Source organism: Burkholderia latens (assembly GCF_902499045.1).
Lineage (GTDB): Bacteria > Pseudomonadota > Gammaproteobacteria > Burkholderiales > Burkholderiaceae > Burkholderia > Burkholderia latens.
Genome location: NZ_CABVPL010000037.1, coordinates 25,518 through 39,369, shown reverse-complemented (window position 1 = coordinate 39,369; position 13,852 = coordinate 25,518). Strand labels below are relative to the sequence as shown.

Sequence of the window (13,852 nt, the reverse complement as noted above, 5' to 3'; positions counted from 1 at the left end):
GGATGCGGGCAGTGTTCCAGCGCGGACACGATTCCGGTTCAGGAAAAGTATCGGAAGCCGCAACACGACCTCGCGAAAGCGCATGGCACGCTCGCATCGACGAGCGGATGTCGCCGGACTGCACGGCGGGCAGCGGCGGCGGAATACCGGCGTTCGTCGTTCTGATCGCCGGCCGTAGAGGTGCGGATGATCGCCGGACCGGAGTCGATGCGAGCGGGAATTGTAGGGCGATATTTTGATCAATGCCATATGACGAGCCACTATTCTCCAATTCCTGTTTTCACGACGCGGCGTTAATTTCGCCACTGCCCATGCGCCGCGTGCCCGCGATGCCATGATCCATTCTTAAAATATTTTTAAATCGCTGCAAACGGCAATCCGCCGCGGCAAAGTTTTTATCCTGCCGAGAAAACATTTTTATGGAGTGGACGTGTGGTAAATCGTTTGCGAATTCGGGTAATTTTGCGCAAGTGTTTGAAAATATTGGAATTCACAATCTATAAAGAATGCCACCTTCTCTAAGCCTGAGGCGTGTCTCATAATTCGCCCGAACTTTGGATGACGAGCGGATCAGTCAGATGAGGTGCGCGGCTCACGTGGCGGACGTTGCGTGATTCGAGTCCGGGGCATCGATTGATGCAGGTGTGATCCGGTATTCGAGGCGCGAAAAATTTCAGGCGTGTCGCCGCCCAGGCAAATTGAAACGTGCGGTGGCAAATCAGTCCGTTCAGTGACAAATGATGAAATAAGAAAGACGGGGTTGGTCGCGATTAGCGCGACATCGAATTCGGAATACTCAGGATGACGGATTGAATCGCGAGATTCAGCCGGGGGCGAACTCGTCCTTGCACATCAATCTGTATTCCTAATGTGTTGATCGAATGATCGGAACGGGCCGGCAATCATGCCGGCTGCCCGATGGACGCGTGCGTCCTGTCGACATGGGCGGTGGCCTCGCATCGCACGCGGCGCGACGGAATCGCGGCGAACGAGCAGCACGTTGCGCACCGAAGTCGAAGTTGGAGTCGAAGCTGAAGCTGTGAATAAACGTAAGTAGTCCGTATTCAAACCAAACGCAAAAAACGGAGCATAAGAAAATGAAGAGGAACCAGATTTCGGCGCTCGTCGCCGCCATGTTCGCAGGTGCAGGTGTGCTGGTCGCTGGGGCCGCACATGCGGACAACTTCGTCGATCGCGGCAACCCGGACAACGCGCTGAACGGGCAGTGCATCGACGGGACCAACCCCGCCTGCATCGCGACGAAGAACGGCACGTTCGTCGCGACCAGCACGACGAATTACACGTCCGGCACGAACGCGAAGGCGAGCTCCAGCGGCATCGCGATCGGCGACCAGTCGAACGCGGGCAGCCAGAGCGGCGGCAGCAGTGGCGGCGGGATAGCGATCGGCGTCGGTGCGCAAGCGCTCGCGAACTCGTCGACGGCGATCGGCACGGTCGCGCTTGCGCAAGGCAATACGGCGCTCGCGATGGGCCGCCAGTCGGCCGCGATCGGCGATTTCTCGATGGCGCTCGGCAACGTCGCGGACGCGCATGGCACCAGCTCGATCGCACTCGGTCACTCGGCACTCGCGAGCGGCGACCGGTCGATCGCGATCGGCGGCGCGAATCCGACCAAGAGCGACGGCGTATCGAACGGTGCGTCGTATGACGCGGCGACGCAGACGCGCGCCGGCGGCACGCAATCCGTCGCGATCGGCGCCGGTGCGCAGACGAACGACAACAACCAGGTCGCGATCGGCTCGGGCAGCGTCGGTGCGAACAACGGCGGCACGCCGGTGTTCGGCGGCACTGCGGCGCCGGTCGGCGGCGCGGTCTCGTTCGGTTCGATGGGCCACGAGCGGCAGATCAAGAACGTCGCGGCCGGTGCGGCCGATACGGACGCGGTGAACGTCCAGCAGCTGAAGAATGTCAACAGCACGCTGAGCACCGGCATCTCGAACGTCGACGCACGCGTGACGTCGGTCGGCAATACGCTGTCGACGTCGATCGCGAACGTCGACCAGCGCGTGACGAACGTCGGCAACAGCCTCAGCACGAGCATCGTCACCGCGACGCAGAACGTCGTCAAATACACCGACGGCACGCATGCCGCGATCGCGCTCGACGGCGCGGGCGGCACGACCATCGGCGGTATCGCGGCCGGCGTCGCCGATACGGACGCGGTCAACGTCGGGCAACTGAAAGGCAGCGTCGCACCGCTGCAGACGTCGCTGTCGACGGCCGCCGCGAACATCGCGAACCTGCAGAACAACGTGACGGGCATCAACGCGTCGCTGAGCACGGCCGCATCGGACATCGGCGCGCTGCAGGCGGCCGATGCGCGCAACGTGAAGTACGACGGCGCGAGCGGCTTCGACTCGGTCACGTTCGCCGGCCCGAACGGCACGACGTTGCACAACGTCGCGGACGGTGTGGCCGCGCACGATGCGGTGAACGTCGGTCAACTGGGCAGCGGGCTCGCATCGCTCAGTACGAGCGTGACCAATAGCGTCAACACGACAATCGGCAATCTGAGCACGTCGATCGCGAACCAGATCGGCAATGCGACGAAGAACGCGGTGCAGTACGACGACGATACGCATGCCGGCGTCACGCTCGGCGGCCAGAGCGCAGCGGCGCCGGTCGGCCTCCACAACGTCGCGGACGGCGTGGCCGCGCATGACGCGGTGAACGTCGGCCAGCTGGGCAAGGCCACCGACACGCTGAACCAGTCGATCGCCAACGTCGGCAACAGCGTGACGAAGCTCGGCGACCAGGTGACGGCGAACACCGGCAACATCGCCGCGCTGCAGCAGGACGCGCTGCAATGGAACGCGAACCTCGGCGCGTACGACGCGAGCCACGGCGGCAACGGTCCGCAACGCATCGGCAATCTCGCGGCCGGCCGGAACGGCACCGACGCGGTCAACGTCGACCAGCTGAACGCGGCGATTCACGACGGCACGAGCCAGCTCGACGCGCTCGCCGTGAAGTACGACGACGCGAGCAAGCGCCAGGTTTCGCTCGGCGCGGGCAACGGCGGGGCGCCGGTGCGCGTGACCAACGTCGCGGAAGGCAACGTCGCGGCCGGCAGCACGGACGCGGTGAACGGCGCGCAATTGCGCAGCACGATCGACGGGACGGCGGCCGCGTTCGGCGGCGGCGCGACGGCGAAGGCCGATGGCTCGATCACGGCGCCGTCGTACAAGATCGGCGGCGATTCGTTCAGCAACGTCGGCGACGCGCTGACGAACCTCGACGGCCGCGTCGGCAGCAACACGACGACGCTCCAGAACCACGAGACGCGTATCGGCAACGCCGAAACCAACATTGCGGTCAATACGAACGCGATCGCGGGGCTGCAGAAGGATGCGCTGCAGTTCGACCCGACGCTCGGCGCATATAGCGCCGCACGCGGCGGTGCGCCGACGAAAGTGACCAGCGTCGCCGACGGCAACGTCGCGGCCGGCAGCACGGATGCGGTGAACGGCGGCCAGCTGTACGGCGTGAAGTCGGACCTCGAGCAGCAGATCACGCAGGTGTCGAACCAGACGGGCGAGGCCGTGAAGAACGTCGTCAAGTACGACGTCGACGGCAACGGCAACCGGTTGAATTCGGTGTCGCTGATCGGCGGCAACCCGAACGCGGCGGTCGTGCTGAAGAACGTCGCGGCCGGCACGGACGACACGGATGCGGTGAACGTGAAGCAGCTGAAGTCGGTGCAGTCGAACCTCGACCAGCTCGGCGCGCTTGCGGTGCAGTACGACGACGCGTCGAAGGGATCGATCACGCTCGGCGGCGCGGGCGGCACGCGTATCACCAACGTGAAGGCCGGCACGCTCAGCGCGGCCAGCACGGACGCCGTGAACGGCTCGCAGCTGTACGCGACGAACCAGCAGGTGGCAAAGAACACGACCGATATCGCGGACCTGCAGGGCAACGTGACGAACATCGCGAACGGCAAGGCGGGGCTCGTGCAGCAGCAGGACGCGAATGGCGCGATCACGGTCGGCAAGGACTCGGGCGGCACCAGCGTGAGCTTCTCCGGCACGTCAGGCGACCGCGTGCTGACCGGTGTCGCGGCCGGCGTGAACGCCAACGACGCGGTCAACATGGCGCAATTCAACGATGCGCTGAAAACGGCGGCGGCGAACGACAAGGTCCGCGCGGCGGCAACCGATGCGAACACGACGTGGATCGCGCGTGCCGATGCGGGTGCGATCGGCTCGACGGCGACAGCAACCGGCAAGAACGCGGTGGCGGTCGGGCAGGGCTCGGTGGCCGATCGCGACAATTCGTTCTCGGTCGGCGCGAAAGGCAGCGAGCGGCAGATCACGAACGTCGCGGCCGGCACGGCGCCGACGGATGCGGTCAACGTGCAGCAGCTGAACGACAACATCAATGCGGCGTCGACCCAGGCGAAGGGCTACACCGACCAGCGGATCGGGCAGGTGTACAACTCGTTCAACGATCTGAAGAAGGACATGTACGGCGGCGTCGCGTCGGCGATGGCGGTGGCCGGCTTGCCGCAGCCGACGGGCGCGGGGCGCTCGATGGTGTCCGCGGCGACGTCGAACTATCACGGCCAGCAAGGGTTCGCCGCCGGGTATTCGTACGTGACGGAGAGCAACCGCTGGGTCGTCAAGGCGTCGGTGACCGGTAATACGCGGTCGGACTTCGGCGCGGTGGTGGGTGCCGGCTACCAGTTCTGACGTCCGCCGGACAGCGTTGAAGGAACGCAAGCGCCGGACCTGCAGTGATGACCGGCGCTTCCGTTACGTGCGTGGCCCGAGGTCGCAAGTCGACCTTGGGCCGTTTCGTTTTGCATGAAGACGCGGATCGCTGTCGCGTGTCGCCCGCACCCGAGCGGCCGTGCAACGCGGTGGCGTTGCCCGGCTCAGTTCCGTTTGACGTAGCGATCCGACACGACCGAGCGCCGCTGAATCCACGCAAGCCCCAGCTCGAGCGCGTGATTGTACGCTTCGCGCGTATCGGCGAAATCCCCGTCGACGCCGAGCGTGCGCGTTTCGCCGTCGCGACCGGTCACGATTGCCGCCGCCGAGTAGCGGCCCGTTTCCGTGTCGGTGACGACGGCCCGGACCTCGTATCCGCCATGTTCGATGATCTTGTCCGTTTGCATCTGGCACCTCCTGCAGCGAGTTGCGAAATGTTGCGCATGCGCGCATGCGTCGCGCGCTTCGCGGCCGGCCCGTGCAGCACGAACCGTACCGTCCGCATGTACGCCGAGAGGCGCGGGCGCCACCGCGGACGCGGCGCGCCCGCCGCTCATGCGGCGAGCCGCAGCCCGGCCGCCCCGCGACGCTTGCCGGACCTGTGCCGCCGCTGTTCACCCGTCTTTTTCGCGCGCCGGGCGGTGCCGTCTCCCGCGAGGAGCGAAACCGACACTGGCGGCGTGGCGTAAAAGAACGACACGTGACGAAGCACGGGTGTGTGCGTTGCTGTTCGTCGCCGCGGGCGCTTCAGGCGCCCGGCTCCACCGACCGTGTGCGCGTCGCGCAACGCGGCGCCGTCGCCGCTGTCATGCAGCGTGACGTCGTTCGCCGCGGCGCGGCCAGCTTCGCGCGGCGGTTGGTTCCAGGCATCCGTGCGACGCGTGCGCCGGACGCGGCGAACGCGAAGCGCGTGTAGAACGGCCGCGCGCTCGCCGCGCTCGCGGCCCGGTGCGGGCCTGCGCCGACGAGAAACGCCCGCACGCGGTTGACGACGCGGCGCGAGCCGGATCTGGGCCGAGTGCGCGAAACGCTTCCAGCGCATCCGTTCACCCCGCCGTCACCTGGATACGTCGCGGCTTCGCCTCTTCGCGGCGCGGAATCTTCAGCTTCAGCACGCCGTCGCGCAGCTGTGCGTCGATGCGCGACACGTCGAAATCCGCGCTGAGCGTGAATGCGCGCGAGAAGTGCGGGTGACGCACTTCGCCGTGCTGTAGGCGCAGACCGGACGGGGTCGGGACCACCGCCTCCGCTTCGATGCTGAGACTGCCGTCGTGCACGCGTACGTCGAGCTTGTCGCGCGGCACGCCCGGCAGGTCGGCATACAACGTGATGCCGTGCGCGTCCTCGACGATGTCGACCGGCGGCGCGATACGCGTACGCTGGGCGTCGCGCTGGGCCGGTTCGCTGTTGGTCACGGCCGTTTGCGTGTCGGCCGGACGCGTCGTCAATTCAGTGGTGTCACTCATGATGTCCTCCGTCATGCGTTCGTGACGTTGCGCGAGTTACTGCACGGTAATCGCGCGTGGCTTCGATGCTTCGGACTTGCCGACGCTGATCGTCAGGCAGCCATTCGTATAACGTGCCTCGATCTTGTCGGGGTCCGCCTGCTGCGGCAGCTCGACCACGCGGCGGAACGTGCCCATGAACCGTTCGTTCGCATAGACGCGCCGCTCGCCGTCGGCCGCGTCGTCGTCCGGCGACACGCGCTCGCCGCTGATCGTCAGCAGCCCGCGATCGACCGAGATGTCGATTTTCGCGGGATCGAGCCCCGGCGCGAATGCGACGATCTCGATCGTGTCGTCGGTGCTGCCGATGTTGACCGGTGGGAATGCGCCCGGGCGCGGCGCGCGCAGGCTGACTGGAAAGCCGGTAAACATGCCGGCCATCTGCCGTTGCAGGCGGTCGAATTCCGCCAGCAGATCGGAGGGGAAGAACAGATCGCTCATGACTCGCTCCTGGTTGCACCTCCTGCGGAGGACGAGCCGGACCACGCGCTCCAGTTCGTCGATCCGCGGGAGGCCGCTGACAAACAAATCGAAACACGCAGCGCGGAAAGCCGCGACTGCCTTGAGCGATACATAAAATAGGACGCGCCGGATGAATTTCAAGGGGGCGGCGCGCAGCAAAACGCGGGGTTCAACGCGGGTGCTTGACGTCTTCATCACGCGCGCGGCCGGGTGTTTGCTTCGACCCTGTCGACCCGCGGTCGCCTGGTGCGGGCGCGCCGGCGCTCCGTCCGGAGTCGTGATCGAGGTCGTGCTGCACCGGATCGCAAATCAGCTCGAACCCGCGCGTCGATAGGCGGCCCCGGCCGCCCGCCGCGCATCGGAAGCGACCGCGGCGCCGGGGCCGCCCGATGCGGGCAGAAGGCGGAATTTGCAACGACTCCAGAAAAGACACGGCATCGCATGCGGCCGGGATCGCACCGTCGCGCCGCGCCGTTTCCGGCCGCTCAGCGGGCCGGGCCGGACGGAGGCTTCACTTCGGACAGGTCGTCCTCTCGAACCTCGGCCTGGCGCACGGTGGTGCCGTCGTCGCCGGTTTCGGAAATATCGGTTTCGAACGTCGACTGCCCGTCGTCGGGTTTCTCGGCGGGCTTCTTGTCATCCGTCTGTTTGCCTGGTTGCTGCTGTTGACTGGTCATCTTGCTCTCCTGATCGCAACGTCGGATGTTGCGCATCTTCCAGGAGAGCAAGCCGCGGGCCGCGTGCGCGTCCAGCTCGATCGAGCCCGCAGAACGATTTCGAGCCCACCGCGTGCAGCGCCGGCGTTACACGTCAGAATCATTTTCCGTCGATATCCGGCCCGCGCGCCGCGCCCGGGCGCGCGTCGGCGCGACGCCGTGCCGCACGAAACGGCATCACACCGTCCCGCGACACGGCCCTGCCTGCCGCCCCCCATTGGGCCACCGCGCACGCCGTATCGGCGCTGCAACATTTTCCGCGCGAATTTCCCGCGCCGGCCGCTTGCCCCGGCCGGCCGCCGTCCCGGTAACGGCGCCGACACCGATTGGCATGGTGTTCGCTTGATCCGATGCGGTGAAACCGATCGTTGCCGCGCGTTCTCGAAGTCGGACGAATCGATGCGCATGCGTGTCGGCCGAGCCCGATACGCGGCACGTTCGCTCCCCGCCGCCCGCCGACGGCGCGACACGGCGCGGATGCCGCCGCGCGATCACGATGCTCGGATCGCGCCAGCAGCACCGTGTTGCGCATCGGCAGTCATTCCCCTTCGACGGGAGAACAAAAATGTTGGCCAAGTCAATCCGGATCCTGCGAGGCTTTCTGATCGTCTTCTCCGTTTGCCTGATGACGTTCGCGCCCGGACGGGCGAACGCGCTGTCGAACCAATTGCTGTTGCTGCTGCCCGACAACTTCACGCTGCCTGACCCGCGTGTGTCCGCGTGGCTCGACTCGGCGGCGGAGGAGGGGCTGCAGATCTCGCTGATCAGCGACACGCAGTTCAAGCAGGGCGGCACGTCGCTGCAGCAGTATCAGGGGCTCATCCTGCCCGACCAGGTGCATACCGTCGCCGACGATGCGCTCGTGACCGCCATCCAGACCTACGCGCTGAACGGCGGGCGCGTGATGCTCGTCTATGACTTCGGCGTACTGAATGCGGCGGGCTTTTATCCGGCCGGGCAATCGCGATTCAGCTCGATGGCCGGCGTGAACTACGTGCTTTACGATACGCTCGGCGGAAGCATGATCGGCCTCGGCCCGGTGACCGGAATGGGCAGCACGTTGCGTGCGCTGCAAATCCCGCCCGGGAAGTCCATGGCATGGACGGGCACCACGACGACCGCCACGGCGCTGGCCGCCACCGCGTCGGCGACTTCGTCCGGCTCGACGGCGATTCAGCCGCTCTTCCTGCACCCGAGCACGTCGAATCCGGGCGGGCTTTCCGGTTACAACCATCAGGCTTATTTCACGTACAAATCGGACAACGGGCGCATCACGGGCGCGCCGCTGAATCTCGGGCATGTATGGAAGGGCGCGAAGGTCAAATCCGGAACGTATTCGCCGGCGTCGACGATGTGGTCGTCGGCGTCGACGGCGGTAACTGGCGCGATGTCGTTCGCCACCGCATCGCCGGCCACGACGACCGACGTGCTCGAAGGCATCTCCGGGTACGTATACGGCTTCCTCACTTATCCGAGCTACGTCACGCAAGGCACGTACACCGGCACGACGCTGCTGACGTCGCCGAACTTCGGTCTCGTCGCCGGTTATCAGACGTACGGAAACGGCGGTGTGTTGTTCGTGAACCTGCCGCTCGCGTATCTCGACGGCCAAACCGACGGGATGCCGATTCACGGGTTCCTGCGTTACTTCACGACCAACATCCTGTCGATGCCGCACCTGTCGCTGCAGCCGCGCGCGCAGGCGGGGATGGTCCTGAACTGGCACTTCTGCGCGGAAGACCAGATCCAGCCGGCGCAGTATCTGAAGAATTACGGCATCTGGAACAGCGGCCCGTACTCGATCGTGATGACGGCCGGCCCGGACGACGTGACGATCGGCGACGGCCTCGGCATCAATCTGACGAAAAACACGCAGGCGAAGCAGCTGGTCACGTTCCTGCTGAGGCGCGGACACAACGTCGGCAGTCATGGCGGCTGGGCGCACGACTACTGGGGGGCGAACGCGAGCGAAACGAACGCGAGCACGTTCACGCAGTATCTGGTGCTGAACCACAATGCGGTCCAGTCGGTGACGGGCAAGCCGGACGTCGAATGGGCGGCGCCCGAAGGCAATACGCCGACGTGGTCGGTGACCTGGCTGGAATCGAACGGTTATTCGGGCTACTACTTCACCGGCCATACCGGTAATGCGCAAACCCGCGCGTATCGCAACGGCTCGCTGCTGAATCCCGGCATCTGGGCGTTTCCCGTGATGCCGTTCGGCAAGTACGCGACGTTCGAGGAGTTCCAGGAGTTCGCGGTGCCGACCGCGGACGTGCAGAACTGGTATCTGTCGCTGATGGATTTCGTCGTCGCGAATCGCACGAGCCGGCTGATCTACATGCATCCGTTGGGCGCGTCCTGGTATCCGAACGTCGTCACGACCTTCCTGAGTCATGCCGCGTCGCTCGCGGCGTCCGGCCAGTTCAAGTGGTTCACGATGGATCAGCTCACGCAGTTCGACCGGCGCCGTCTGCTCGTGAACTGGACGGCCACCGACACCGGCACCGGGTGGACGTTCAGCGCGACGCATCCGACGAGTCTCCAGGACATGACATGGCTGTTGCCGAGGAGCGCGTACCAGCAGCCGAGCGTGAAAAGCGGGAGCGCGACGGTCTTGAGCACCGATCCGGTCAACTGGATCGTCATCGCGGGCACGGGCAAGTCGCTGTCGTTCACGAGCGCGAAGATGCACTGACGCGCGCCGGCACGTTTGCGGGCGGGGGAACACCATGAAGCAGGCATCGTTTGCGCGCGTGCTGCGCATGTTGATCGTGTCGGCGAGCGTCGCGCTCGCGTGCGGCATGTCGTTCGCGCAATCCGCGTCGCGCGCGCCGCGCGGGTTTGCACGGCCGCCGCTCCATCTGCACGGCGCCGCGAAACGGAGTCCGGTCGGCCTGTCGCCGCAGCAGATCCGCCGTTTCTACGGGTTCGACACCTTGCCAGCGCGCGGCTATGGCGGCGATGATCAGATCATCGCGATCGTCGATGCGTACGACAATCCGAACGTCGAAGCGGATTTGCGCTTGTTCAGCAGAACGTTCGGTCTGCCGTCGTGCGCGTCGCCGCGCTGCTTCACGAAGGTCTACGCGACCGCCGACAAGCGGCCGCCGCCGCCCGACGCATTGTGGGCGCTCGAGAGTTCGCTCGACGTGCAGTGGGCGCACGCGATCGCACCGAACGCGCGGATCGTGCTGGTCGAAGCCGCATCGAGTTCGCTCGACGATCTGATGAGCGCGGTCGCGCTCGCGACGCGGGCGGCGCCCGCCGGGGTCGGCGCGAAGATCGTGTCGATCAGTTGGGGCAGCGCCGAATTCCTGGCCGAAACGCAATTCGACGGACAGTTGGCCAGCGCGAACGGCGTGTCGTTCGTCGCCGCGTCCGGCGACGGCGGCAACGGCATCGACTATCCGGCCGCGTCGCCTTACGTGCTGAGCGTCGGCGGCACGTCGATCGCGCTCGATGCGAGCGGCGCCTATGCCGGCGAAACGGCGTGGGCCGGCAGCGGCGGCGGGCAGAGCGCCGTCGAGCCCGAGCCGGCGTATCAGTCGAGCTTCGGGATGCCCTCCGACACGCTCGGGCTGCGCGGCGTGCCCGACGTCGCCTACGATGCCGACCCGGCGTCCGGCTTCGCGGTCTACGATTCGTACGGCTATGCGGGGCAGAGCGGCTGGTTCGTCGTCGGCGGCACGAGCGCGGGCGCACCGCAATGGTCTGCATTGATCGCGATCGCGAACAGCTTGCGCATCGCGGGCGGCAAGACGACGCTGAACGCCGTGAGCGCGATTCAGACCGTGCTGTACGGGCTTGCATCGAACGCATACGCGGCGACCTTCCGCGACATCGTGGGCGGCTCGAACGGCGCGTGCGGCACGCTCTGCAACGCGGCGGCCGGATACGATTACGTGACGGGTCTCGGGCGCCCGATGGCCGCCAATCTTGTCCAGGCACTGATTGCCGCACCTTGATGCGGGCACGGCCGCAGCGGAGCCGAGGCTGGCTCCAAGCCGCGACGCCTCCTATAATCGCCAGCAGCTTGCCCGCGAAATTGCAGTGACCAAGGTGAGGAGTGCAAATGGGACAGTGCCGTCGCATTTATTCACGCTTCATCGTCACGAGCTCGATCGCCGGTCTGGCAATACTTGCCGGCTCGGGCCACGCGCATGCCGACGGCAATGCGTCGAACTTACCGATCGACTTCAAGCCATCGGAAAGAACGCTCGACGCGTATGCGGTATTTGGCGACGGACGTTCGACCGACGGTGGCGACATGCACTGGCGCGCGTACGAAGTCGGCTTCGGCGACGTCCTGAACGATTACCTGTCGGTCTACCTCGCATATGTGAACGAGGGACATCCGCTCGATCACCACCGTGACGGCTTCGCCGCGCTGGGCTCGTTTCGCTGGCCCGTCGGCAATCGCGTCGCGCTCGAATTGTCGGCCGGGCCGTATTTCAGCATGGACACCACGCACGTCGACAACCAGGTGCGTAACGACAAGCGATGGGGCGTGCGGGCGTCGGCGGCGGTGCGGTATTACGTCGTGCCCAATCGTTTCTTCCTGAAGCTGCAGTACAACCATGTCCAGATGTTCGGCGGATTCAATTCCGACGCGGTGCTGTTCGGCATCGGCTCGGATTTCGGCGGCGATCCCGGCCGGGCGTTGTCGGACGGCAAGACGCAGGTGAGCGTGTGGGCCGGGACGTCGCAGACCAACCGCCCGCAGGTGCCGATCGAAAAGGGGTACATGGTCGAAGTCAAGCGGCCGCTCGGCAATGCGTGGGCCTATTCGGCAAGTTTCATCTACGAAGGCAACAATGGCATCGCCGGCCGGCGAGGTGTCGCAGCGCAGTTCTGGTACGTCGCGCCGATCACGAGCAAATGGACGCTGTCGGCGGGCGTCGGTCCGTATCTGTCGCATGACCGCGACGAGGCCTCGAGCAGGACAAGACTCAATGCGCTGCTCAGTGCGCAGGTGACGTATCAGGTCACGAACGATTGGGCGGCGAGCTTGCGCTTCAATCGCGTCGCGACGCGCAACGACAAGGACCAGGACATGTTCATGGTCGGCGTGGCGCGGAATTTCTAGCGGTTCGCCGGTTTCGATTTCGTCATATCGAAGCCGGGCTGCCGTCGCGGAACGTCCCGTGCAGCGGCGCGATCTGCCCGCCGCATGCAAATATTTTCGCGTCGAGCAGGCAGCCGAGGCCGTGGACGCCGATCAGCATGCGCCACGTCATGTTCTTCCATCCCATATCCGCCCGCGCCGAGAGGCGTGGGCCGCCGGCCACGGGCGCATGCGCTTCGTGTCCTTGCAGCCGGGACGAATTCGGCCCGCGCCGCGCGACCCGCACGGCCGTCACGCGGGGCGCGCCGCGACACCGCGCGCTATCGCGTCCGCGTCAAGCGCATCCGCTTCGTATTCGGCAACGGCTCGTGCTGCAGCGGGCCTTTGACGAGTTCGCTCATCGCGTCGCGAATCCAGCGGTTGGCCGGCTCGTGATGAAAGCGCGGATGCCAGTGCAGATGAAGCTCGTACGTGGGCGCGGGGAAGGGCAGCGGCAACAGCTTGACGTTCACGAACTCCGCGAAACGCCGCCCGACGGCCTGCGGCACCGCCGCAATCATGTCCGAGCCGGCGACGACGAACGGCACGCCGATAAAGCGGGGCACACTGAAGCGTACGTTGACGCGAATCCCGAGGCGCTCGTGCGTGCGAGCGAGCACGTCCTGCTCGCGGCCTTCGGGATGCACGAGCACATGCTGCGCGGCGCGGTACTGTTCGAGCGACAGCGTGTCGCCGATTTCCGGATGGTCGTCGCGCGCGATACACAGATACGAATGCCGGTACAGCGCCTTGCGCTTCAGCGATTCGCTGTTCAGGCCCGGAAAGTAGCCGATCGCGACGTCGACGTCGCCGCTCGCCAGCCCTTCCTCCAGCTCCGGCATGCTCAGCGCGACGGTCTTGATGCTCACGTGCGGCGCGGTCTTGTCGAGATAGCTTTGCAAGCGCGGCAGAAACACCATTTCGCCGATGTCGGACATGCACAGCACGAAGTTTCGCGACGACTCGGCGGGGCGGAACTCGGGCATCGGCAGGATTTCGGTCTGCACCAGATCCAGTAGCCGCGCGACCGGATCGCCGAGCGCCTGCGCGCGCGGGGTCGGCTCCATGCCGTGGCCGGTCCGCACGAACAGCGGATCCTCGAACAGCTCGCGCAGCTTCGATAACGCGTAGCTCATCGCCGGCTGGCTGAGCCCGATGCTTACGCCCGCCTGTGTCACATGGCGCTTTTTCAGCAGCGCATCGAACACTTTCAGCAGATTCAAGTCGACCTGACGAATATCCATGGTTTGGATGATACCTATCGACATTACATAATTGACGGATTTTATCGCGCTTCCTAACATGGTTTCCACAACAAAGGAGTGAGAC

Annotated in this window: 11 protein-coding genes; 4 read left to right on the top strand and 7 right to left on the bottom strand. The window is 65.6% G+C overall.

Annotated features, from left to right (window positions below; all coding sequences use genetic code 11):
* Positions 1-1,097: 1,097 nt before the first annotated feature.
* On the top strand, positions 1,098-4,712 hold the full coding sequence (locus tag BSE24067_RS22380) for a YadA-like family protein (RefSeq protein ID WP_151064265.1): 3,615 nt from the start codon (positions 1,098-1,100) through the stop codon (positions 4,710-4,712).
* 185 nt (positions 4,713-4,897) lie between these two features.
* Here the strand turns inward: BSE24067_RS22380 and BSE24067_RS22375 are convergent, their stop codons facing one another.
* The 5 genes from BSE24067_RS22375 to BSE24067_RS22355 form a co-directional block, all read right to left on the bottom strand.
* Positions 4,898-5,140, bottom strand: coding sequence for a hypothetical protein (locus BSE24067_RS22375; RefSeq protein ID WP_151064264.1), 243 nt, complete (start codon positions 5,138-5,140; stop codon positions 4,898-4,900).
* 146 nt (positions 5,141-5,286) lie between these two features.
* Complete coding sequence (locus BSE24067_RS22370; protein ID WP_151064263.1) at positions 5,287-5,775, bottom strand: hypothetical protein; 489 nt, start codon at positions 5,773-5,775, stop codon at positions 5,287-5,289.
* A 4-nt stretch (positions 5,776-5,779) separates the two neighbouring features.
* Entirely contained in the window at positions 5,780-6,199 is a 420-nt protein-coding gene (locus BSE24067_RS22365) for an Hsp20/alpha crystallin family protein (RefSeq protein ID WP_151064262.1), read from the bottom strand.
* 36 nt (positions 6,200-6,235) lie between these two features.
* On the bottom strand, positions 6,236-6,679 hold the full coding sequence (locus tag BSE24067_RS22360; RefSeq protein WP_151064294.1) for an Hsp20/alpha crystallin family protein: 444 nt from the start codon (positions 6,677-6,679) through the stop codon (positions 6,236-6,238).
* 506 nt (positions 6,680-7,185) lie between these two features.
* A complete protein-coding gene (locus tag BSE24067_RS22355) occupies positions 7,186-7,377 on the bottom strand; it encodes a hypothetical protein (RefSeq protein WP_151064261.1) in 192 nt (63 codons plus the stop codon).
* A gap of 604 nt (positions 7,378-7,981) precedes the next feature.
* Here BSE24067_RS22355 and BSE24067_RS22350 point away from each other — a divergent pair.
* The 3 genes from BSE24067_RS22350 (at position 7,982) to BSE24067_RS22340 (ending at position 12,505) form a co-directional block, all read left to right on the top strand.
* Positions 7,982-10,114: a polysaccharide deacetylase family protein gene (locus tag BSE24067_RS22350; protein WP_151064260.1), complete on the top strand. Its 2,133-nt coding sequence runs from the start codon at positions 7,982-7,984 to the stop codon at positions 10,112-10,114.
* 34 nt (positions 10,115-10,148) lie between these two features.
* Positions 10,149-11,384 (top strand): S53 family peptidase, encoded by a 1,236-nt coding sequence (locus tag BSE24067_RS22345; protein WP_151064259.1) that lies wholly within the window; start codon positions 10,149-10,151, stop codon positions 11,382-11,384.
* A 107-nt stretch (positions 11,385-11,491) separates the two neighbouring features.
* A complete protein-coding gene (locus tag BSE24067_RS22340; protein ID WP_151064258.1) occupies positions 11,492-12,505 on the top strand; it encodes a hypothetical protein in 1,014 nt (337 codons plus the stop codon).
* Between the two features lie 22 nt (positions 12,506-12,527).
* Here the strand turns inward: BSE24067_RS22340 and BSE24067_RS22335 are convergent, their stop codons facing one another.
* Complete coding sequence (locus BSE24067_RS22335) at positions 12,528-12,779, bottom strand: hypothetical protein (RefSeq protein WP_151064257.1); 252 nt, start codon at positions 12,777-12,779, stop codon at positions 12,528-12,530.
* A 25-nt stretch (positions 12,780-12,804) separates the two neighbouring features.
* Positions 12,805-13,767, bottom strand: a complete 963-nt coding sequence (locus BSE24067_RS22330) for a LysR family transcriptional regulator (RefSeq protein WP_151064256.1) — start codon at positions 13,765-13,767, stop codon at positions 12,805-12,807.
* Between the last annotated feature and the right edge of the window lie 85 nt (positions 13,768-13,852).

Bases quoted from the DNA above. Each gene is read 5' to 3' on its own strand.
- BSE24067_RS22360 (WP_151064294.1), bottom strand. From the start codon at position 6,679: ATGAGCGATCTGTTCTTCCCCTCCGATCTGCTGGCGGAATTCGACCGC.
- BSE24067_RS22365 (WP_151064262.1), bottom strand. From the start codon at position 6,199: ATGAGTGACACCACTGAATTGACGACGCGTCCGGCCGACACGCAAACG.
- BSE24067_RS22350 (WP_151064260.1), top strand. From the start codon at position 7,982: ATGTTGGCCAAGTCAATCCGGATCCTGCGAGGCTTTCTGATCGTCTTC.
- BSE24067_RS22370 (WP_151064263.1), bottom strand. From the start codon at position 5,775: ATGCGCTGGAAGCGTTTCGCGCACTCGGCCCAGATCCGGCTCGCGCCG.
- BSE24067_RS22380 (WP_151064265.1), top strand. From the start codon at position 1,098: ATGAAGAGGAACCAGATTTCGGCGCTCGTCGCCGCCATGTTCGCAGGT.
- BSE24067_RS22355 (WP_151064261.1), bottom strand. From the start codon at position 7,377: ATGACCAGTCAACAGCAGCAACCAGGCAAACAGACGGATGACAAGAAG.
- BSE24067_RS22375 (WP_151064264.1), bottom strand. From the start codon at position 5,140: ATGCAAACGGACAAGATCATCGAACATGGCGGATACGAGGTCCGGGCC.
- BSE24067_RS22330 (WP_151064256.1), bottom strand. From the start codon at position 13,767: ATGGATATTCGTCAGGTCGACTTGAATCTGCTGAAAGTGTTCGATGCG.
- BSE24067_RS22340 (WP_151064258.1), top strand. From the start codon at position 11,492: ATGGGACAGTGCCGTCGCATTTATTCACGCTTCATCGTCACGAGCTCG.
- BSE24067_RS22345 (WP_151064259.1), top strand. From the start codon at position 10,149: ATGAAGCAGGCATCGTTTGCGCGCGTGCTGCGCATGTTGATCGTGTCG.